The organism is Brevibacterium sp. CBA3109, assembly GCF_040256645.1.
In the GTDB taxonomy this organism is placed as follows: domain Bacteria; phylum Actinomycetota; class Actinomycetes; order Actinomycetales; family Brevibacteriaceae; genus Brevibacterium; species Brevibacterium koreense.
Genome location: NZ_CP158281.1, coordinates 18,685 through 39,774 on the forward strand (window position 1 = coordinate 18,685; position 21,090 = coordinate 39,774).

Below are 21,090 nucleotides of genomic sequence, written 5' to 3' on the forward strand. Positions count from 1 at the left end.
AACCGCAGGTAAGGGCCCGACGCGGAGAGTTCGATCACATGTCAGACGGTCGTGGGGCTCCGGAAGGCTGACCATGTCGGGGAAGCCGACCTCGCGCTGAGGCCTGATCCTGAGGGCGTTACTCAGGGTCGGTTCATAGAGTGGGCCGCGATGAATGAGCTTTTGATGGCGGAGGTGCGTGCATGGATCTGAAGCAGGGTGTATCGACCTGGTGGGAAGCCATCACGTCCGGGTTCGGGCGTCAGGACGGTTTGGAACCCGATGTCGTGCAGCTGCTCCTCGTCATCGGCATTCCTCTTCTCGTCACACTGACGCCAGGGATCTGGCGATTCTTCGGCATGTTCGTCACCTTCGTGCATGAACTCGGCCACGCTTTCGCCGCGCTGATGACGGGGCGAGTCGTCAAGGGGATATCGCTGAATTTCGACCATTCCGGCCAGATGAACTCCTTCGGCAAAGTCGGCTTCTCCGCGACGTGGTCGGGTTTCTGGGGATATCCGGCGCCGGGCGTCCTCGGATTGGTCCTCATCACCTCGGCGACTCAGGGGTGGGCTCCACTGGCGTTGTCGATCGGTGCGCTCATTCTGCTGGTTGCGCTCATATTCATCCGGAACCTTGCTGGTGCCATGATCGCAGTGTTCACGGCCGTAGCCGCGCAGCTCGTCGTCGTGTTCCTGCCCATCGAATGGATCTCGGTGTTCGTCGCCGGCATGGGAACGGCCCTGGTCATCGGCTCGCTCAAGGACCTGGTCAAGGTCGTCCGCGTCCATACCCGCAGGCGCCACATCCAACAGTCGGACGCCTACATCCTCGCCCAGGGTTCCAGCCTGCCCGCGGGGGTCTGGCTGAGTCTGTTCGCACTGGTCATCATCGTCTGCGCGCTCGCCTCCACATACATCCTGTACTCAGCATCCACGGTGTCGATCGGCTGAATCGGGGTCACTTGGGGCAGCTCGCGGCAAGGGCCGAAGACAGCTGGGTCAGTGCCAGACGGCAGAATCGGAGCATGAATTCGAGTCCGAAGTATGCTGCTGTGCTGTTCGACTGTGACGGAGTGCTCGTCGACTCTGAGCGTCTCACGAACACGGTTCTGTGGGAGATGCTCAATGAGCTGGGGTGGCAGATCTCGCGGGAGGAATGTGTGTCCCGGTTCGTCGGGAAGATGCTCCGCGACGAGGCGGACGTCATCGAGGAGCAGTCCGGCTTCCGTATCGACGCGCAGTGGCTGAGTGAGTTCCGTGGGCGTCGCAACGATGCTCTCGAGGCTTCCTTGGAAGCAATCCCGGGCGTCGCCGAGGCGGTCCGCGCCCTTGACACCGCCTACCCGGGCCGGCTCGCGTGCGCCTCGAGCGCTGACCGTTCCAAGATCAACCTGCAGCTGCAGAAAATCGGGCTCCTCGACGCCTTCGACGGCCGGATCTTCTCAGGAATGGAGCTGCCTCAGTCGAAGCCGGCTCCGGACGTGTATCTGGCGGCCGCCAACGCTCTCGGCGTCGATCCTGTCAAGACAGCTGTGATCGAGGATTCCCCGACCGGCGTGACAGCGGGCGTTGCTGCGGGCGCTCACGTGCTCGGTTTCTGCCCCGATTCGCCGGTCCACCAGCGACCTGAGGCGCTCGAAGGTGTGGGAGCCCATGAGATCTTCACCGCGATGGATCAGTTGCCTGGACTGCTCTTACACTGAGGCGCACGTGGAGGGGACGGAATTCCCCGGGGCCGCAGTGTCAGGTTTGTCAGGTGGTCGGCAGGCTGGGGAGGCAGGCTGAAGAAGCGGGTGGAAGAAGCGGATCCTGGTTGAAAAGTCCCTTGGTTAGCATGACTACATTGACTTAATGATCGAATACAAGTCGAATAAGCACATCGTTTGTTATCATATCGTAATGTTAATCACCGATGACCCCGACTAGAATTGAGGTAGGCACTCACAGCGACGTGAAGATCAGGTGACCACCAGTGAAGTTCCCCTCCGATTCCGACAGCACCGATTCCGAACCTGCTCGTGACTCCACTGGAACCTCTCATCCCCACTAGACTACTTCGGGCGCCGAGACTGGACCGAGTTCTGATGCTGGGGGAACAGCGCGCGGACCGGCACATTGCTCTCGTCGCCTCCGCATCGACGCGGATTCTCCCTTCGCCGATGCAGCACAAATATTTGCCGCGAGCGATCAGGCGCAGCTATCGGCGCTGGACGTCTCTGCCGAACTCTTCTTCAATGAAACCGTTGAGAATCTGCGCCTCTACAATCCCCACCCCGGGCAGCCATATGCTCACGCGACAATCGCCGAAACCGCTCGCAGGTTTCGGCGTGGCCGCCGTTCGTCCACAGCTGCGAAGCTCAAGAAGGGGAAGAAGCAACTCCCGCCCTTTCCGCGATTCAGGTTGGACCAGACCTTCTACGGATGGGTTCACGAACTCTCCCAGGCCGAAGACATCGCGGAGTTCACAACAGTTCTGGGCACGACGACCGCACGAGCATATGCTCAGATAACCTCGGCGATGATTCTCGTGCATGGGTTGCCCAAATTCTTTGCGCGCTGCCTCGCCGGTGAGTTCACGATCGAACACGTCCATGCCACTGCTCATGCCTGCCGGGATGTGAAGTTCGAGAACCTTCCTCTCATCGATGACTACCTTGCAGATCGTCGCGCAGACATCACGATTGAAACCTTCAAGAAGTCTTTGGGCATGAAGATCGCTGTCGTCGAACCTCTCGAAGAACGTGTGGAAGAGGCGAGCAACCGTCGACGCGTCGACATCACGACAACCGCCGATGGAACAGCCTTCCTCACCTTGGCTGGACCAGCTCCCGAACTGCAGGCCTGCTATCTGCGGATTGCGGCATTCGCACGAGCGATGCGTTCTGGGAACATCGCAGCATTCAGTGACCAGCTGGAGCCGGGCACCACGGTTGACGATGACCGTGGAATTGATGCCCTCATGTTCGACATTTTCACGCGAACCATTCCGCAGCTCAGCATTCAGGTCACCTCGACCGATACGACGACGGGGGAGACGTCAACATGCGACATTCCGCTGGATGTGCCCGCTGAGCGGCCGCTGACCCCGGCTTCGGTCATCAATGCTGTCAGCGAAGGTATCACCGAGGCTTCCGCCGACAACGCCGGCGGATGCGGCTCGGAAGCCGACGGAGAGGTAAGCAGAGCGGAAGTCGTTCTCACGATGCCCACTCATGAGCAGTGGCTGGACTCGCAGGCCAAGATGATCACAACGGTCCCCTTTCTCACACTGGCTGGCTCCGCCGAACTTCCTGGAACGTTCTCCGATGGCTCTCCGATCCCAGCAGATACGGCGCGACGAGTCGCCAAGCATTCGAAGTCTTGGACACGGATTCTCACAGATCCGGCAAGCGGCACACCTGTCGACGCCAAGGCTACGACCTACCAGATACCCGCGAATGTCCGTCACACCTTGATTGCGAAATGGCAGGCATGCACGATTCCCGGCTGCACGCGCAGGGCAGAGAGTGCAGAGATCGACCACATCGTGCCCTTCGACCACGATCATCCGGCAGACGGTGGGCTAAGTCGATTCGGCAATCTCCACCCGCTGTGCAAACTGCACCATCAGGCAAAGACAGATCGCAAGTACTCAGTTCGGATGAACCGCTCAGGATTCCTGCAGTACGTCTTCCGACACGGAATGAGCGCCGAGGTGGCGGCCGGGGACCATCCGATAAACGCCGCCCACGCGAAAATGTTCGATGAGATGCAGCGGCAGGCTGGGCCCACATCGGATCCACCGAAAACGAAAACCCGGACAGCGGGCCAGCCGTGGCACGGAGACAAGCGACTATCGAAGGAATGTCCGGGGCCAGTCGCTGCCAATGGTCAGGCCGGGTGGGTGAAGAACACGTCAATGCTCAACGATCGCGCGAACGACAACGAATGGATCTGGGACTCCGGTGGCCCACCGCCTTTCTGAGCATCCGATCCCAGCAGAAAGCCGCCGGTGTTGGGTGCACATGCACCACCACCGGCGGCTGGGACTGATCTGCTGGACTGATCTGCTGGACTGAGGGTCTGGACTGATCTGCTGGGACTGAATCGTCTGTTCAGTCGGGCAGCGTCAGTCTTCGGTCTCTTTGATCACTCTACGCACGTCGTCTGGAGTCTTTGCCTCGCCCTTGTTGATCGCCTCCACGATCTTCTCGTGCTGATCCTCCGTGACGACTGGAACTTCCTCACCATTGCAGTCGACGATCTTCCCGTCCTTGACGGTGTCGCCCTCGGCAAGCAGCGCTTCATGGTTGATGAGTCGCTCGAGCTCGTCCCTGCGAATGACTCGACCGGTGCCTGCGACAAACACCGAGCGATCGGTGCGGTCCTTGCCCCCCGCGCCGATGTGGTTGAAGACCAGGTTGAGCAGTACGGCCATGAGCGTGGCCGAAGAGATCCCCGAGTGAAGGATGATGCCGACCCACGACGGGAAGGAGTTGTAGAAGTCGGGCTCGACAACCGGGATGATGCCGAACGCCAGGGAGACTGCGACGATGATCATGTTGAGGTTGCCCTCGTACTCCACCTTGGACAGGGTGCGGATGCCCGAAGCGGCCACGGTGCCGAACAAGACGATCCCCGCCCCGCCGAGCACAGGGGAGGGAACCGCGGCGACGACTCCGCCCATGACCGGGAGCAGACCGAGGACGACGAGGATGACACCGCCGGCAGTGACGACGAAACGGGACTTCACCCCGGTGATGGCGACGAGTCCGACGTTCTGAGCGAAGGCCGACTGGGTGAAGGAGTTGAAGATCGGCGACACTGCCGATGACAGCATGTCCGCACGCAGGCCGGAGGCTATCCGCTTGGAATCCACCTTGGTCTTCACGATTTCACCCACCGCGATGATGTCCGCGGTGGTCTCTGCAAAGGTGACGATGATGACGATGAACATCGAGACGATCGCCGCTGCTGAGAAGGTCGGCATGCCGAAGGCGAAAGGCTCCGGGAACGCGAAGATGCCTCTGTCGAGGACCTGGGAGAAGTCGGCCCAGCCGAAGATCGCGCAGACGATCGTCCCGATGACGATCGCCAAGAGGATCGAGAGACGGGAAACCATCGCCACGGGAATTCGGCTGAGCACAAGGACGATCGCGAGGGTGCCGACAGCGATGAGGATGTTGCGAGCGCTGCCGTAATCGGGCGCCTCGGAGTTTCCGCCCATTGCCCAACCGGCGGCCACCGGCATGAGTGACAGGCCGATCGTCGTGATGACGGTGCCTGTGACGACCGGTGGGAAGAACTTCACAATGAGCGCGAAACCTGGTGCGACGATGAGACCGATCACCGAGGCGACAAGGACTGCGCCGAAGACCTCCGGAAGCCCGTCACCTCCAGCGAGGATTGACGTCATGGTGGCGACACCGGCGAAGGACACGCCTTGGACGAGGGGCAGCTGTGAGCCGAAGAACGGAACGCCGAACGACTGCAGAATAGTGGCCAGGCCGCCTATGAACAGGCAGGAGGCAATGAGCACACTGATTCCGCCACCGTCGAGTCCGGCGGCCTTGCCGATGATAAGGGGGACGGCGATGATGCCGCCGTACATGGTCAGTACGTGCTGAAGACCGTATGCGAATGATGTGCCGACCGGAAGTCTCTCATCCTCCGGACGAGTCGTTTCCGCTCGATTCTTTCTGGGCGCCTGATTTGATGCCGACATCTATCTCTCCGTTGAGTTATTCCCTGAGTGACAGCCTCGGGGCCCTCGCCCGGATGGGCGATGTGGGTGGTCGACTGAATGTGAGGGATCGGTTTCAATACTTCCAGGATGCGAAAGTATATTTCCTTATCGCAAATTGCTAGGCGAAAGATTAAACGATGGCAACTTCATTTCGTGATCTCTCACACATGTTAGAGTTCAGTCTTGCCGGTGGATGCCTCGGGGGGCAAATGAGTACCACCTAGGGTGCGTCACCTGAGAAGTAAGCGGTATGGCTCGGTATCGCCATGAGTGCAGGAGTCACTCGTGGGCCGCGACCCGTACACCCACACCGGACGGCGGAGCAGCAGACGCCGAGAAACCTGAGCTGGCGGCGATTCGCCCCAGTCGTGTCGCCGCACAACGGTTGAACTGATGATTCGACTGGTTCAGCACTGAAAGGCGGCAGATATGACCACAGGAATCGAACCCCCAGCAATCAGCAACCCATCCGGCTCCACGATGTGGCTGCGCAATCCCATGGCCGTCCACCTCGGGCGTGACATCGATCCGACTCAGGCCGCGGGTGGAATCGTCGTGGACAAGCAGTCCGGGACGATCGTCGAACTAGTTCCCACAGGTGGTGAGCCCTCCGGAGGAGCGCAGTCCGTCGCCGAGGTGGTCGATGCGAGTGCGCACGTCATCACTCCGGGGCTCATCAACACCCACCATCACTTCTACCAGACCCTGACTCGGGCCTGGGCTCCCGTGGCCGACCTGCCCCTGTTCGGGTGGCTGACCAATCTCTACCCCGTGTGGGCCCGACTGACACCGAAGGCCCTCGAATTGGCCACGACTGTGGCCATGGCCGAACTGCTGGAATCCGGGTGCACGACAGCAGCCGATCACCACTACCTGTTCCCGACCGGCATGGACGATGCGATCGACATCCAGGTCGAAGTGACCAGAAAGCTCGGCCTGCGCGCCATGCTCACCCGCGGATCCATGTCCCTGGGAGAAAGGGACGGCGGACTGCCGCCGCAGCAGACTGTGCAGGATGCTGACGTGATCCTTGCCGATTCCCGTCGGCTCGTGGAGGCCTATCACGAACGAGGCGCCGGGGCGCAGGTCCAGATCGGCTTCGCCCCGTGCTCACCCTTCTCCGTGACCACCGAACTCATGCGCGAGAGCGCGATCCTCGCCGAGGAGCTCGATGTTCGACTCCACACACACCTTGCGGAGACCCTCGACGAGGAGGAGTTCTGTCGGGAACGGTTCGGGCTGCGCACCGTCGACTACCTCGAGTCGGTTGGCTGGCTGACTGATCGATCCTGGTTGGCCCACGGTGTGCACTTCGACGATGAGGAGATCACCCGCCTCGGCGAGGCTGGTGCCTCCGTGGCACACTGCCCAACCTCGAACATGCGATTGGCCTCGGGCATCGCTCGGGCCGTTGAACTCGAGGACGCTGGGGTCAATGTGGGGCTCGGCGTCGACGGCTCGGCGTCGAACGATGCCTCGAACCTCATCCGCGAAGTCCGTCAAGCCCTCTACATCCAGCGTCTGCGCTACGGATCGGAAGACGTCACCTGCGCTCGTGTACTCGACTGGGCCACCCGCGGTTCCGCGGCGGCACTGGGCCGCGATGACATCGGAGGTATTGAGGTCGGCAAGCAGGCGGATCTGGCGATGTTCCGCCTCGACGGCCTCGCCTTCTCCGGCTCACACGATCCGATTCCTGCACTCGTCCTCTGCGGAGCCGAAAAGGCCGATCGGGTCATGGTCGCCGGTCAATGGCGCGTGCTCGACGGCAATGCCATCGGCTCCGACAACGTGCCCCTGGACAAGGAAGCTCTCATCGCGGCCCATCAGGAGGAGGCCCGCAAGCTCGTGGCCGGCTGAGCCCAACCGCAGATGTACTCGGCTGCGCCCAGCCCCAGCCTCAGCTGCACCCAGCCTCAGCCCCGGCCTCAGCTGCACCCAGCCTCAGCCCATCCTCAGTTCTCGGGTTTCTGGAACACCTCGCGCATGTGGTCGCTGGTGAGGAAGTCGCCGATGCCGATCATGATGAGGCTGAAGATGATCTGCTCGGTGATCATCCAGATCGGGTAGAGGCCGGGAATTGCGGCGATGACGAGAGTGATCACGGGAAAGATCTGGGCGAAGAGACGCAGCCGCTGGTAGCCCCAGTAGTAGCCCTTCGTCGAGCGCCAGAAGAAGTAGAACAGCGTTGCGGTCATGCCGAGGACGACGACGGTGCGCATCCAGACAGCGAACGGCACGGGTTCGCCCGCCTGTGCGATGACGATCGCGACGACGACGGCGCCGAACCCGAGGATCAGTTCGACGATGAGCAGCCACGTGATCCACACGAACGCGCGTTTCGTCTTCGGGTGAGTAAGTCCCTCGGCGGGGACGAGGAGCCCCGCCTTGCTGCCACCCGCGATGCGGTCGATCTTTGCGAACAGATTCTCGAAGGCCATGACTTCAGGCTAGCTTCCGAGTAAGCCGAGAACCCGAGAAATCGGGGTATTTGATCATGTGAGAGCAAACATCAACCAAAAGTTGGGAACAGAGTTCAATCCTCTGGGTCAGGATCTGAGGGCCGAAACTTGATGAAGTGTAAGCATGAAGAAGATATTCAACGCGGCATTCGCATACATGATCATCGGCGTCCTCGCGGGACTGTTCTACCGGGAGTTCACCAAGGCCAACGACTTCCCAGAGGGAGACTTCACCCAGCTGGGTGTCGTCCACACCCACCTGCTGACGCTCGGCTTCATCGTCCTCCTCCTTGTCCTCGTCCTCGACAAGGTCTTCGCCCTCTCCGGCACGAAGCTCTTCTCCTGGTTCTTCTGGACCTACAACGTGGGCATCGTCCTCACCGCCGGCATGATGGTCTGGCACGGAATGCTGACCGTCCTCGGCCAGGAGTCCACCGCCATGATCGCCGGCATCGCCGGACTCGGCCACATCGCGCTGTCGGTCGGCATGGTTCTGCTCTTCCTGTCACTGCGGAAGGCGATCGTCGCCGGCAAGGCCGTAGCCGAGCCCTCCGCTCGCTCGATCGACGACTGACCATCGCTACACAGATCACCGCCGCCGAGGTGGTGCCGGGGCCCGTACTCAACGACGTCATCGTCGAGTATGGGCCCCGATTCGTGCGCGTCGGGCAAACGCGGTGAGTACTCGAATTGCGCAGCGTGCACCGGAGTGGGCGAGAATCGTTGACATGAGTGAACTGAGAATTCTTGTCATCGAGCACGAAGCCGGTGCGGGCCTGGAGAGATTCGGCAACTGGCTGACCGAGGCCGGCGCCGAGACGGTCGTCCTGCGGCCCTACCTCGGCGACGAGATTCCCAACGAGCTCGACGACTACGCGGCTCTGCTCGTCCTCGGCGGTTCGGCCGGACCATTCGACGATGTGGACAACCCGTGGCTGCCCCAGGTCAGGAACCTGCTGCAGCGATCGGTGGCGGGAGAGTTCCCCAGCTTCAACATCTGCCTCGGTGGGGAGCTGCTGGCCGCGGCCACCTCGGCGAAGATCATCCGCCGGGATCGCCCACAGATCGGGATCTACGATCTGCACACCACCTCGGCGGGGGAGGCCGATCCGGTGTTCGCGGCGCTGGCAGACTTCTCATCACTCGTGGGCGAGACGATTCCGGCGGTCCTCTTCCACCAGGAGGAGATGGAGCTGCCCGACGGTGGCGAACTCCTGCTGACCGGGTCCGACGCCCCGGTCCAGGGTTACCGTGTCGGCGAATTCGCATGGGGTACCCAGTTCCACCCTGAAACGGACGAGGCCGAGATCGAACAATGGCTGGAATCGGACCCGCTCCAACTGCCTGCCGGTAAGACCCCTGAGTCGATCAAGGCTGAAGTCGCCGAGGCGGATGTTCAGCTTATCCGGATCAATCGAGCACTCGCCCACAGCTTCGTCCATTATCTGCTGGAACGTCAGGGAGCCGATTAGAACCTGAAAATCAGCTGACAAGCACCTCTGCAGTTGCTAGGTTGTTGTCAGGCGCCGGTGCCGGACCGATCCTCCGGACGAATCGCTATCAAGCGCCCGTGAGAATGAATCCCATAATTGAAAATTCAGCCCAGATCCATGACACCGCTGTCTTGGATGCCTTCCCGATCAGTGCCGATCGGCTGACTCTCTCCTCACCTGCCGCGAACATTTCGGCAACGACAGATATCACGGCCGCCGGCGGCGTCGACCAGGCGATCGAATCGTTCTTCGGCCCGATTGCCGAAGCGTTCAGCAACGTTGTCTTCTACGAGCTGCCCATAGGCGGAGTGGGGATCCCCCTCATCGTCGTCTGGCTCATGGCAGCCGCGGTCTTCCTCACCATCTACCTGCGATTTCAGCCGATCACCGGGATCAAGTACTCGGTCGGCATCATTCGCGGACGCTTCACCCGCAAGACCGACCCCGGTCAGGTCTCGAGCTTCCAGGCCCTGGCCACCGAACTCTCCGGCACGGTGGGGCTGGGCAACATCGCCGGTGTCGCCGTCGCAATCACCGTCGGCGGACCCGGTGCCGCCCTCTGGATCATCATCTTCGGCTTCTTCGCGATGACGGTGAAGATGGCCGAAGCCACTCTCGGCGTGAAATACCGCAAAGTCCACGCCGATGGGACCGTCTCCGGCGGGCCCATGTACTACCTGCGAGATGGTCTGGCGGAGATCGGTCGTCCCAAGCTCGGTAAGTTCCTCGCAGTCTTCTATGCCGCGACCACCGTCATCGGTGTCATCGGAGCGGGCAACCTGTTCCAGGCCAACCAGGCCGCGGCGATCCTCGTCAAGGCTACCGGTGGCGAATCAAGTTTCCTCGACGGCAAGCTGTGGCTCATCGGCGTTGTCATCGCGGCCATGACGGCACTGGTCATCCTCGGTGGGATCAAGAAGATCGGCCAGTGGACGTCGAAGCTGACTCCGATGATGGCGATCCTCTACTTCCTCAGCGTCATCGTGATCCTCGTCCTGAATGTCGGCGAGATCCCTCATGCCTTCGCGCTTATGTTCACCGGTGCCTTCAGTCCTGACGGCCTCACCGGCGGTATCATCGGTGTCGCGATCGTCGGCATTCAGCGTGCGCTGTTCTCCAGCGCCGCCGGCGTCGGTTCGGCCGGTATGGCCCACGCCGCATCGAAGACGACGAAGCCGGCGACCGAGGGCTTCGTGGCGATGTGGGAGCCGCTCATCGACTCCGTCATCATCTGCACCCTGACCTCCTTGGCGATCATCACCACTGGGCTCTACGGTTCGAGCTCGGCGGATGGAATCGGACTGACCTCGGAGGCGTTCGCGACGGTGACCGGATGGTTCCCGATCCTGCTCACGATCTGTGTTGTGCTCTTCGCGTTCTCGACGATCCTCGCCTACGGGTACTACGGCCAGCAGGCCCTGGGATACCTGACGGGGAATTCGAAGAAGGCAGACAAGGCCTATCAGGTCTTCTGGATTCTGGCCGTCATCGTCGGGGCCTCCATGTCACTCGACTCCGTCATCGCGTTCTCCGACGCGATCTTCTTCCTCATGGCCTTCCCCAACCTGCTGGGACTCTACTTCCTGTCGAGGATCCTGCGACTGGAGGTCCTGCGCCTGCGCAAGAGGATCGATGCCGGTGTGATGCGGGAGATCACTCCCACAGAGCTGCAGGTCGGTATGGGCGATCATGAGCCGACTGCTGAGCAGATCAGAGCCGCCGAGGCGGGTCGCCGGCGCAAGCGAGACAAGCTGCGTGAGGTGCGGGATTCCCTCCGAGCTAAGAAGATGGAGCGCGCGGAGAGAGGCGACTGACCTGCAGTGGGACTGACTGCGGCGTCAAATTGCTGCAGTGTCCGGCTGGTGAATTTGAGCGGTCCCACAGTGGGCCTTGCCGCTTCGGCTCCCTGCACAACGGTGTGAAGGGGTTATTGGGAATTCTTCTGAGTAACAAGCTCTCTTGGTCTCCTGCGGCGTTGAAAAAAGTCGCTTCGAAGTGTTGACTCGATCTTTGTGACAGATATAGCCGGCAGTAACACCTGCTAGTAACTTACGTCACAATAGCGGCTTCGACACAGCAGTCGGCGTCGATAGGAGGATCAATGAAGTTCCCGAAGTTTCGTCATATCCGCAAGCTCGGTTCCTCGTACACAGGACGAATCGCCCTTGTCGGAATTCCTGCCGGCATCGTCTCCGCCGCTCTGCTGGGCGGAGTTGCTCAGGGCGCCGTACCGGTCTCATTCGCTGTGTCGGGAACTCAGTTCCAGATCACGTCCTCGCAGCTCGAAGGAACCGGGTTCTCTCAATACAGCGGTACCGCGAAGGATGCCGAGGGCGTTGAGCACTCGGTCGTGGCCGCCAACATCAAGGACGCCACGCTGGAGAATCTCTGCCAGTCGGCTGTGACGAAGACACCGATGGGCAAGGTGGGCGTCCTCATCAAGGCGGGCGGAGGCAAGGAGCCAGCATCCGCGAAAGACCTGCAGATCGGGATGACGGGACTCAGGGGCGACGCCTAGTTCAAAAACATTCGGATCGGCGTCGACGCATCCGATGTCAACACCAAGACCAAGGGGTCCAAGGGTGACTTCGCTCAGGACGCCGACACGATTTCGATCAAGGACCTGGAGCAGGACTCGTGGAGCACCACGGCTTCGGTGTTCACCCTCAAGGACATGTCGCTGGAGCTCACTGACGGAACCGAGACGTGCTTCTGATGAAAGAAGCATCAGCCAGCGAGCAGCAGACCGACGAGCACCAGACCGACGAGCAGCAAGCCAGTCTGCTCGCCTTGTCCCGGCGCAGTCGTCGTGCTGCTGAGCGCGAAACGGCTACCCAGCGGGAAGCGCCTGGCACGGACCACTTCGAGCAGGGGACCAACGGCTCGGGTCCAGGTGGCGCTCAGGAGCGTTCCGGTTTCCGTCATTGGTCTCGGCAGAGGCCTTTTATCAGCGGTTTGCTGGTCGTGCTCGGCGGAATCGAACTCTTCTTCTCCAGTCAGCTCGATACGGGAAATCTGCAGATTCAGTTCGGTATCGAGGGACTCCAAGCCACAGTCATTCCGATCGTGCTGCTGCTGCTGGGAGCCTCCGCGATCTTCCGACCCACGCACCACGTTTTCTACGGGATCATTGCGCTCGTCCTCGGCGTCTACTCGCTGATCGGGGTGAATCTTGGAGGGTTCATCATCGGCATGCTGCTGTCCAGCATCGGAGCGGTGCTCGTGGTCGCCTGGATGGGGCCACGCGGGCCTAGGGCCAAGAAGGCCACGAGGTCGAAGAAATCCCACGCGAAGGAACTGTGCGCTGAGGCGTCGGCGGCGGAACGGAGGGGAAACCAGGAATCCGTCAGCGAAGAGAGGGATTCATGACTGCACCCAATCGCCGCACGGCATCGGCTCTGGCGGCACTTGCTCTGGCCGTTGCTTCGACCTTGGGTGCGACGGCGTCGGCAACGGCAGCCTCCGCACCGCTGTGCACCCCGAAGACCGGGTGTGAGAGTCCGGATTCGTCTGGTCCAGAAACGGGCGCGAAGCCCTCGGCGCCGATCACACCGGGTGTGCCGATCAAGACACCGAGCGATCCAGTTGCCCCGGGTCCAAGCGAATCGCCGTCGCCGTCAGATGAGCCCTCGTCGCCGTCGGATGAGCCGACAGATCCCGCGACACCGGATCCCACCGAATCTGGAATTCCGACCAAGGAGCCGACTGAAGAGCCGACCGAGCCTGTCGAGGCGACGAAAGACGACGACGCACCGATCTTCACGAAGACTCCTGCGGCGATGGGGTCGGAGTCGCTGTCGTTCAAGGGACTCAGCGGACTCGCGATCGTCGATGTTCCCACGGCCGACGGGGGGACGACCCGCACACTGAAGATCTCGGCGGACTCGATCACGATCTCCGGATTCTCGCTCACAGTCAGCCCGCCCGACCAGCCTGAGGGTGGTGGGCTGGTGACCAAGGCCGACACTATGACGCTCAAGGGAAACGTCGATGTCTACCTCGGTTCGATCACCGCCACGACAAAGGACGGTTCCTCGTTGACGATCGGCACCGACACACCGCCGCCTCTGGATGATGTCAAGCCCGGACTGCTCCGGGTGACGATGGGGCTGGTCGGCTCCACCGCTGACTCGATCGAATACTCGAACACCGACCAGGCGATCGTCGAACCCTGACGCGTCGAACCCAGGCGATCGTCGAACCCTGACCCGGCGAGCGCTCACCTGACCCGAGCAGTGTTCGAACTCGCTGCCTATCAGCAGGCCTTCCGTCTCCCAGCGCCTCAAGATGTTGGGAGACGGAGGGCCTCGTCTGCGTCGAAGCACGGGGAGTCCGTCTGATCGCACCGAGTGAGACCCCTTGAGCGTTCATTAACCCGGCACGATGGACGGGATCTGTGCTGCGGCCGTGTGCGGACCAAACGAGAGGTGGTGTGCAGGCGAATCGAGAGGTGGCGGTCAGTCGGTGCCGTGCCCGGCGAGGGTGGACCAGTTCTCGCGGGTCAGCTCCACCGCGCGGTCGAAGTCCCCGGTGCGCACCGCGGTGATGATCTCAACGTGCTGTTCAGGTGAGGCCGATCCCTTGACGGAATCGAAGTGCAGGTATTCCGTGCGGCGCAGTGTCGCGGTGACGACCTCGAGATGATCAGGGATGAGCGGATTGCCGCTGCGTGACAGGGCCACTTCGTGAAACGCGTCGTCGGCGGCGATGGCTGCATCGATGTCGGAACCACTCAGTGCCGTTGCCAGCCGATCATTGGCGGCTTCCATTTCTGCGACATCGTCCTCATTCAGCCGGGGGAAGGCGAGGCTCATTGCCAAGGCGTGCAGCTGGGCGGCGATCTGGCGGGCGTTGACGACCGCATCCGGGTTCTCCGGGGCCACGCGGGTCACCCGTCCCGGCTCGGCGACAACCAACCCAGCCTGTGCCAGTCGCTGGAGTGCTTCGCGGACGGGAGTGCGGGAGACCTGCAGCCAGGCGCCTAACTCCTGGTCGCGCAGCTGCTCCCCGGGCGCTAGCTGGCCGCGGACGATGGCATCGCGAATCGAGCGATAGACATCGTCACGCAGCAGTCTCCGCTGCGGAACCGGCGCATTCGTGGGAATCGGCACTTTCGACCTCTTTCGAACCTGGCTTCTGGGTGATCCTGGCATGTGGGACGTGACCCTCGACCTATTGTAGTCCTCACCGGAATGCAATATATTGGATATTGCAACAAATAGACCTGAGCGAAATTGGACCGCTGATCGCGTCAAGGACCAAAGATTGCCGACGTCTGGCATTCGCAGCCCAGCAACCGCAGCCCAGCAACCGCCGCACAACAGCCTGCATCACCCGACGAAGAGGACATCATGGCCATCACAGATTTCGAACGCTACCCCCTGACCTTCGGGCCCAGCCCGGTCCACGAGCTGAAGCGACTCAGCGACCACCTTGGCGGGGCTCAGGTCTGGGCCAAGCGTGAGGACGTGAACTCCGGGCTCGCATTCGGCGGCAATAAGACCCGCAAGCTCGAATACATCGTCCCGGACATTCTCGCCTCCGGAGCGGACACGCTCGTCTCCATCGGCGGATACCAGTCGAATCACACGCGGCAGGTCGCAGCCGTCGCGGCTCACCTCGGAATGAAGTCGCGCCTCGTGCAGGAGCGCTGGGTCGACTGGGACGATCCGGTCAACGACAAGGTCGGCAACATCGAGCTCTCCCGCATCATGGGTGCTGACGTGCACCTCGACTCGGCGGGATTCGACATCGGCATCCGCTCCAGCTGGGAGAACGCCATCGCCGAGGTTGAAGCCACAGGCGGCAAGCCATACCCGATCCCGGCGGGTGCCTCCGAGCACAAGTTCGGCGCACTCGGCTTCGTCAACTGGGCCTACGAGGTGGCGGAGCAGGAGAAGGAACTCGACGTCTTCTTCGACACCATCCTCGTGTGCACGGTGACCGGCTCGACCCACGCGGGAATGATCGCAGGGTTCGCGGCCCTGGAGGCTGCTGGAGGCCCCAAGCGCCAGGTCATCGGCATCGACGCCTCCGCGACCCTGGACAAGACCCGTGACCAGGTCAAACGGATCGCAAACAATGCAGGTGAGCTCATCGGCCTCGGTCGCGAGATCACCGAAGCAGACGTTGACATCCGTCCCGGATGGGAAGGCCCCGCCTACGGCATTCCCGACGAGTCGACCGTGAATGCGATCCGCACCACCGCCCAGCTCGAAGGCGTCATCCTCGACCCCGTTTACGAGGGCAAGTCGATGGCTGGTCTTCTCGACCTGGTCGGTCAGGGTACGGTGGTGAAGGATTCCACTGTCCTCTACGCTCACCTCGGCGGTCAGTTGGCGCTCAACGCCTACAGCTCGATCTTCTGAGCGAGACGCCTCCACTCACTCCACCCAGCAACCAAAGGATCAACGACGATGCACAGGCCAGCCACGGACCAGACTGACGAGCTCCACCAGTTCGAGACGTCACTCCAGGTCAGCCCGCCGGATGCGAATGACAGGCCACTGCGAGCCTCGGCTTCGGGCGAGGACACGGTCCTCGATGAGATCGCGCAGCGGGTTCTGTGGCTGGCCACCTCGATCATCGACCGGGCCAACCGAGGTCGGGCCAACAGCGATGGGGTCAAGGTCGGTGGGCACCAGTCTTCCTCGGCCTCGATGACGGGCATCATGACCGCACTGTGGTTTTCGCAGATGCGCTCGATCGACCGTGTTTCGGTCAAGCCCCACGCCTCACCGGTGCTGCATGCGATCAACTACCTCCTCGGCGATCTCGACGTGGGTCATCTCGACACACTGCGCTCTCGCGGTGGTCTGCAGCCCTACCCCTCGCGGACGAAGGACCCGGACACCGTCGACTTCTCGACCGGATCCGTGGGCATCGGGGCCACCGCGCCGATCTGGGCGGCGCTGTCGCACCGCTATGCCTCAGACCGGTTCCCCGATACTCCGACCGCTGGCCGCTTCTACTCCCTGCTGGGGGACGCGGAGATGGACGAGGGTGCGGTGTGGGAGGCCATCATCGACCCCGAGGTGCGCTCCCTCGGGGAACTCGTGTGGATCGTCGATCTCAACCGCCAGTCCCTTGACCGCGTCATTCCGGACGTGCAGGTCAGGCGCCTGCAGGGCATGTTCGACGCCGCCGGCTGGCAGGTGCTGACCTGCCCCTGGGGGCGAAGGCTCGAAGCCGTGTTCGCCGCCCCGGGCGGGCAGGCGCTCAAGGACCGCCTCGTGTCGATGCCCAATCCCGAGTACCAGCGACTCCTGCGCGCCCATCCCACCGAGGTCCACGAGCGACTGCTCGCCGGCTTGGGTGAGACCGATGCCGCGGCGCTGCGGCGCGTGATCGATGACTTCGACGCCGATTCCCTCGCGTCCCTCATCCGCGACCTCGGCGGGCACGATCTGGGCCAGCTCGTCGACACCTTCGAGCACATCGACGATGGTCGACCCTCCGTGATCTTCGCCTACACGATCAAGGGGAAGGGTTTGGCCACGGAGGGCCACCCGGGCAACCATGCCGCACAGCTCACCGAAGCCCAGATGCGTGAGCTCGCGGCGGCCTCGGGCATGGAGCTCGACGATCCCTGGCAGACGTTCGCGTCCGACTCAGCGGCCGGCCGCCTGTGCACCGAGACCGCCGATCGCCTGCGTCGGGTGGACCACGAAACGCACACCGTCGCTGAGGTGCCGGTCGAGTTGGGCTTCACCCCGAAGTCGATCATCTCCACGCAGGCGGCACTGGGCCGGTTCCTCTCCGATCTCAAGCACGTCGCTCCCGAGGTGGCCCACCGGGTCGTGACCGTGAGTCCGGACGTGGCGACGTCGACCAACCTCGGCGGGTGGATCAACAAAACAGGAATCTGGTCCCCGGCCGGCCGCGAGGACTGGTTCTCCGACGATCGGGAGCGGGTCCTCAAGTGGGAGGAGGGATCGGGTGGGCAGCACATCGAGATGGGCATCGCCGAGATCAACCTCGTGTCCTTGGCCGGTGAGCTGGGATTGACCGGGTCCCGGTGGGGTCAGCCGCTGCTGCCGATCGCCACGATCTACGACCCGTTCATCAACCGGGCGCTCGAGCCGTGGACCTTCAGCCTCTATGCCGGTGGGCGGTCGATCATGGTCGGCACACCCTCGGGCGTCAGTCTGGCGCCGGAGGGCGGGGCACACCAGTCCTTCAACACTCCCTCGGTCACCTTGGAGATCCCGGGACTGACGAGCTGGGAGCCTGCGTTCGCCCAGGACCTCGAGTGGACACTGCTTGAAGCGCTGCGGGAGATGGCCGATCCCGACGGAGACTCAGCCTACTTCCGACTCACGACGCGACCGGTGAGCCAGGACCTGGCCGCTGTGCCCAGTGATCCCCTGCTGCGTCAGCGCAGACGAGAACAGGTCATCGCCGGCGGCTACCGTCTCAGTGCACACCCGGCCAGCCAGGACCAGGTGACGCTGGTAGGTGCCGGGGCGATCATGACCGAAGTGATCGAGGCCGCCTCCAGGCTCGAATCGCTCGGGGTGCGGGCGGGCATCGTGTGCCTGAGCTCGCCGTCGAAGATCTTCCGCGCCGTCCAAGAGCGCTCCCGCGTGAACTCGACATCACGCTCGGCGATCGCCGATGAGCTCTTTCCGAGCGCGCACCCGGCCCCGCTCGTGACCGTCCTTGACGGTCATCCGCACACTCTGGCGTTCCTCGCCGGTGTGCGCGGGGACCGCACCCGCAACCTCGGTGTGACCGAATTCGGTCAGGCCTCCTCGGTGAGTGAGGCATACGAGATCCACGGGATCGATGCGGGCTCGATCGCGTCGAGCGCGCTTGATCTTGTGGGTCGGTGATTGCGGCTGCGCGGTGGCTGCGCGCGGCTGGGCGGTGGCTGCGCGCGGCTGGGGCCGAGCCGGCGGGCCCGCGTACGTGGCTGGGACGGACTAGCCGATTGCCGAAACCGTGACCTCATCCACTCAGCCATGCGGATTCGGTGGAAAACGATGCGAAATTCGTATTGATCAGCCGAGGTCGCCGGGAGGTATTCGAGACTGATGATTCCCCCAGGTTTCGCCACTTGTTGCGCGCGTCACGTGTTGATAGCGTGAGACGTGAGCATACGCAATCCGTTGATTCCAACGGTGATCGGGTATGCAAACGCCTTACCGGCGCCATCGGGGCGCCACTAGTCAAAGGAGTCTGGAATGAGCAATGTAGGCAGTGCTGCAGGCGGCTACCGTGTCGAGAACCCGGCCACGGGCGAGGTCGTCGAGAAGTTCGACAACGCCACTGACGCGCAGATCGAGGAGACCCTCGACGCGGCTCGCAAGGGCTTCCTGAGCTGGCGCGAGAAGACGGTCGAGGACCGCGCCGCGATCGTGAACAAGGTCGCCGCAAAGTTCGGTGAGCGCAAGGAAGAACTCGCGAAGATCATCGCCGAAGAGATGGGCAAGCCCGTCGCCGAAGGCATCGAAGAGGCCGAGTTCTGTGAGGCCATCTTCAACTACTACGCCGACAACGGACCCAAGTTCGCGGCCGATGAGCCCATCGAGTCGATGTCCGGTGGCAAGGCGTTCATCCAGCGTCGTCCAGTCGGAGCGCTTCTGGGCATCATGCCCTGGAACTTCCCGTACTACCAGGTCGCACGCTTCGCTGCGCCTAACCTCGTGCTCGGCAACACGATCATCCTCAAGCATGCCGAGATCTGCCCCCGGTCATCGGCTGTGATTGCCGACATCATGAAGGACGCAGGCATCCCCGACGGCGTGTACAACAATGTCTACGCCACGCATGAGCAGATTGAGACCATCATCGCTGATGACCGGGTCGAAGGCGTATCGCTGACGGGCTCCGAGCGCGCCGGTTCAGCCGTGGCCGCCACCGCTGGCAAGAACCTGAAGAAGGCAGTCCTCGAGCTCGGCGGCTCCGACCCCTACATCGTCCTCGACACGGACAACATGGAAGAGGCCGTCGACACCGCGTGGGGCACCCGCCTCTACAACACCGGCCAGGTCTGCAACGCGAACAAGCGCATGATCGTCATGGACGACATCTACGACGACTTCGTGTCCGGACTGACCAAGCGCGCCCAGGACTGGACCAAGGGCACCCCCGCCGAGGCTGGTGACGGCAAGTACTCACCGCTGTCCTCGCGCGGTGCCGCGGAGAACCTGCGCAAGCAGCTCGACCGTGCGGTCGAGCAGGGCGCGAACCTCGTCGGCGGCGAGCTCGCCACCGATGGTTCGGCCTACGTCTCGCCGGCTGTGCTGACCGGGATCACCTCGGACATGGACGCCTACCGTGAGGAACTCTTCGGGCCTGTGGCCACCGTCTATAAGGTGAGCAGCGACGACGAGGCGCTCAAGCTGGCCAATGACACGCGCTTCGGCCTCGGCGGTGCTGTGTTCTCGAAGGACGAAGAGCGTGCCGCGAAGCTCGCTCAGCGCCTCGACGTGGGCATGTCGAACGTCAACACCCCCGGTGGCGAGGGTGCGGAGATTCCATTCGGCGGCACCAAGCGTTCGGGCTTCGGCCGCGAGCTGGGTCCCTACGGCATGGATGAGTTCGTCAACAAGCGCATGTACTACGTCGCTGACTGACACTGCTTCGCTGACTGGGCAGGCCCAGCAGGGCGCCGAAACACGGGCGTCCAGCTGAAGCACTGCCGCCAGGTCTGAAGCGAGATCGAGACGCGGGCGTCGTGTCGAGAATGACGGGTGGAACCCGATCTCTCGACACGACGTCCGCGTTTCGCTGTCCTGTACACGGGCGATACCGGAAGCCTCATGGCAGGGGCCGGAGTTGTGAGGCTCGCCGCCTCGTTCGTCTGTTTGGAAGTGGGGCGAGGGTCAAAGGGCGGACGGGCAGTCTTGCCGGCAACTTTCGGTGAGCCCGAAGTGCGGGGCAGGGCCTAAGCTCTCAAGCGTCCACGCAGCATCGTGGGGGAGGGGGGTGAACTTGAGCTCGTCTGGATCGGTGCCACTCGGCTGGGGTTGAGGCTCCACGTTGAGTCCCTTCATTGGTGTCTCGGTCGTCGATGATCGTGTGACATGGAGGTGGACTCGAAGGCGGCAGCGCCTATGATTCCACGATATGGAAATAGTATTTCGTTGGAGCGAAGATAACGTATGACGACGCTTAGTGGCGTGTCAAGATATCGACATTGCTGAGTTGTTCCATATGGTTACCGGAGGCAAGCGAGAGCGGATAATACGGATCGTCGATGCAGGTGACAGGGCTAGGATGAAATAGCATCCGAGATTTCGGATTAATGTATCCGGTTAGGCGATCAGGTGTTTCATGCCTGCCGGCCCGGATCAATAATTGAATGACTACAGATTAGAAACTGAATCATTAAGAATCATCGGCGCCGATAATGGTCCATTTGCGGGTGAGAAGGTGTGCCTCCGGGCGGCCTACGTCCTCATGCAGCCGGTGACTCCTATACT

15 protein-coding genes and 1 pseudogene are annotated in these 21,090 nt (G+C 62.3%); 13 read left to right on the forward strand and 3 right to left on the reverse strand.

Features of this window, described 5'->3' with window-relative positions:
• Positions 1-182 precede the first annotated feature (182 nt).
• The 3 genes from AAFP32_RS00095 to AAFP32_RS00105 all read left to right on the forward strand — a co-directional run bounded on the left by AAFP32_RS00095 (position 183) and on the right by AAFP32_RS00105 (position 3,945).
• Complete coding sequence (locus AAFP32_RS00095; RefSeq protein WP_350270091.1) at positions 183-932, forward strand: M50 family metallopeptidase; 750 nt, start codon at positions 183-185, stop codon at positions 930-932.
• Positions 933-1,006: 74 nt separating this feature from the next.
• The gene (locus AAFP32_RS00100; RefSeq protein ID WP_101618965.1) at positions 1,007-1,684 is read left to right on the forward strand and encodes an HAD family hydrolase; all 678 of its coding nucleotides are present in this window, start codon (positions 1,007-1,009) and stop codon (positions 1,682-1,684) included.
• Positions 1,685-2,382: 698 nt separating this feature from the next.
• A complete protein-coding gene (locus AAFP32_RS00105) occupies positions 2,383-3,945 on the forward strand; it encodes an HNH endonuclease signature motif containing protein (RefSeq protein ID WP_350270092.1) in 1,563 nt (520 codons plus the stop codon).
• A gap of 144 nt (positions 3,946-4,089) precedes the next feature.
• Here the strand turns inward: AAFP32_RS00105 and AAFP32_RS00110 are convergent, their stop codons facing one another.
• Positions 4,090-5,685 (reverse strand): nucleobase:cation symporter-2 family protein, encoded by a 1,596-nt coding sequence (locus AAFP32_RS00110; protein WP_350270093.1) that lies wholly within the window; start codon positions 5,683-5,685, stop codon positions 4,090-4,092.
• 450 nt (positions 5,686-6,135) lie between these two features.
• Between AAFP32_RS00110 and AAFP32_RS00115 the strand changes: the two genes are divergently transcribed.
• Entirely contained in the window at positions 6,136-7,566 is a 1,431-nt protein-coding gene (locus tag AAFP32_RS00115) for an 8-oxoguanine deaminase (RefSeq protein WP_350270094.1), read from the forward strand.
• A gap of 95 nt (positions 7,567-7,661) precedes the next feature.
• On the opposite strand, the gene AAFP32_RS00120 is transcribed toward AAFP32_RS00115, so the two are convergent.
• Positions 7,662-8,147, reverse strand: coding sequence for a hypothetical protein (locus AAFP32_RS00120; protein ID WP_350270095.1), 486 nt, complete (start codon positions 8,145-8,147; stop codon positions 7,662-7,664).
• A gap of 145 nt (positions 8,148-8,292) precedes the next feature.
• Between AAFP32_RS00120 and AAFP32_RS00125 the strand changes: the two genes are divergently transcribed.
• The 6 genes and pseudogenes from AAFP32_RS00125 to AAFP32_RS00150 all read left to right on the forward strand — a co-directional run bounded on the left by AAFP32_RS00125 (position 8,293) and on the right by AAFP32_RS00150 (position 13,836).
• Positions 8,293-8,742 (forward strand): DUF2871 domain-containing protein, encoded by a 450-nt coding sequence (locus AAFP32_RS00125; protein WP_350270096.1) that lies wholly within the window; start codon positions 8,293-8,295, stop codon positions 8,740-8,742.
• Positions 8,743-8,896: 154 nt separating this feature from the next.
• The gene (locus tag AAFP32_RS00130) at positions 8,897-9,640 is read left to right on the forward strand and encodes a type 1 glutamine amidotransferase (protein WP_350270097.1); all 744 of its coding nucleotides are present in this window, start codon (positions 8,897-8,899) and stop codon (positions 9,638-9,640) included.
• Positions 9,641-9,744: 104 nt separating this feature from the next.
• Positions 9,745-11,475, forward strand: a complete 1,731-nt coding sequence (locus AAFP32_RS00135; RefSeq protein WP_350271513.1) for an alanine/glycine:cation symporter family protein — start codon at positions 9,745-9,747, stop codon at positions 11,473-11,475.
• Between the two features lie 287 nt (positions 11,476-11,762).
• Positions 11,763-12,377, forward strand: a pseudogene (locus AAFP32_RS00140) (DUF6230 family protein).
• Complete coding sequence (locus AAFP32_RS00145) at positions 12,377-13,030, forward strand: DUF6114 domain-containing protein (RefSeq protein WP_350270098.1); 654 nt, start codon at positions 12,377-12,379, stop codon at positions 13,028-13,030. Before AAFP32_RS00140 ends, AAFP32_RS00145 begins: the two are co-directional and overlap by 1 nt.
• The gene (locus AAFP32_RS00150) at positions 13,027-13,836 is read left to right on the forward strand and encodes a hypothetical protein (protein ID WP_350270099.1); all 810 of its coding nucleotides are present in this window, start codon (positions 13,027-13,029) and stop codon (positions 13,834-13,836) included. The genes AAFP32_RS00145 and AAFP32_RS00150 overlap by 4 nt, the downstream gene beginning before the upstream one ends.
• Before the next feature lie 282 nt (positions 13,837-14,118).
• Here the strand turns inward: AAFP32_RS00150 and AAFP32_RS00155 are convergent, their stop codons facing one another.
• Positions 14,119-14,772, reverse strand: a complete 654-nt coding sequence (locus AAFP32_RS00155) for a GntR family transcriptional regulator (RefSeq protein ID WP_350270100.1) — start codon at positions 14,770-14,772, stop codon at positions 14,119-14,121.
• A 240-nt stretch (positions 14,773-15,012) separates the two neighbouring features.
• Between AAFP32_RS00155 and AAFP32_RS00160 the strand changes: the two genes are divergently transcribed.
• From AAFP32_RS00160 to AAFP32_RS00170, 3 genes are all read left to right on the forward strand, one after another.
• Positions 15,013-16,029, forward strand: coding sequence for a 1-aminocyclopropane-1-carboxylate deaminase (locus tag AAFP32_RS00160; protein ID WP_350270101.1), 1,017 nt, complete (start codon positions 15,013-15,015; stop codon positions 16,027-16,029).
• Between the two features lie 48 nt (positions 16,030-16,077).
• Entirely contained in the window at positions 16,078-18,495 is a 2,418-nt protein-coding gene (locus AAFP32_RS00165; RefSeq protein ID WP_350270102.1) for a transketolase-like TK C-terminal-containing protein, read from the forward strand.
• A gap of 351 nt (positions 18,496-18,846) precedes the next feature.
• Positions 18,847-20,241, forward strand: a complete 1,395-nt coding sequence (locus tag AAFP32_RS00170) for an NAD-dependent succinate-semialdehyde dehydrogenase (RefSeq protein ID WP_350270103.1) — start codon at positions 18,847-18,849, stop codon at positions 20,239-20,241.
• Positions 20,242-21,090 lie beyond the last annotated feature (849 nt).

Bases quoted from the DNA above. Each gene is read 5' to 3' on its own strand.
- AAFP32_RS00095 (WP_350270091.1), top strand. From the start codon at position 183: ATGGATCTGAAGCAGGGTGTATCGACCTGGTGGGAAGCCATCACGTCC.
- AAFP32_RS00100 (WP_101618965.1), top strand. From the start codon at position 1,007: ATGAATTCGAGTCCGAAGTATGCTGCTGTGCTGTTCGACTGTGACGGA.
- AAFP32_RS00110 (WP_350270093.1), bottom strand. From the start codon at position 5,685: ATGTCGGCATCAAATCAGGCGCCCAGAAAGAATCGAGCGGAAACGACT.
- AAFP32_RS00115 (WP_350270094.1), top strand. From the start codon at position 6,136: ATGACCACAGGAATCGAACCCCCAGCAATCAGCAACCCATCCGGCTCC.
- AAFP32_RS00120 (WP_350270095.1), bottom strand. From the start codon at position 8,147: ATGGCCTTCGAGAATCTGTTCGCAAAGATCGACCGCATCGCGGGTGGC.
- AAFP32_RS00125 (WP_350270096.1), top strand. From the start codon at position 8,293: ATGAAGAAGATATTCAACGCGGCATTCGCATACATGATCATCGGCGTC.
- AAFP32_RS00130 (WP_350270097.1), top strand. From the start codon at position 8,897: ATGAGTGAACTGAGAATTCTTGTCATCGAGCACGAAGCCGGTGCGGGC.
- AAFP32_RS00135 (WP_350271513.1), top strand. From the start codon at position 9,745: ATGAATCCCATAATTGAAAATTCAGCCCAGATCCATGACACCGCTGTC.
- AAFP32_RS00145 (WP_350270098.1), top strand. From the start codon at position 12,377: ATGAAAGAAGCATCAGCCAGCGAGCAGCAGACCGACGAGCACCAGACC.
- AAFP32_RS00150 (WP_350270099.1), top strand. From the start codon at position 13,027: ATGACTGCACCCAATCGCCGCACGGCATCGGCTCTGGCGGCACTTGCT.
- AAFP32_RS00160 (WP_350270101.1), top strand. From the start codon at position 15,013: ATGGCCATCACAGATTTCGAACGCTACCCCCTGACCTTCGGGCCCAGC.
- AAFP32_RS00165 (WP_350270102.1), top strand. From the start codon at position 16,078: ATGCACAGGCCAGCCACGGACCAGACTGACGAGCTCCACCAGTTCGAG.
- AAFP32_RS00170 (WP_350270103.1), top strand. From the start codon at position 18,847: ATGAGCAATGTAGGCAGTGCTGCAGGCGGCTACCGTGTCGAGAACCCG.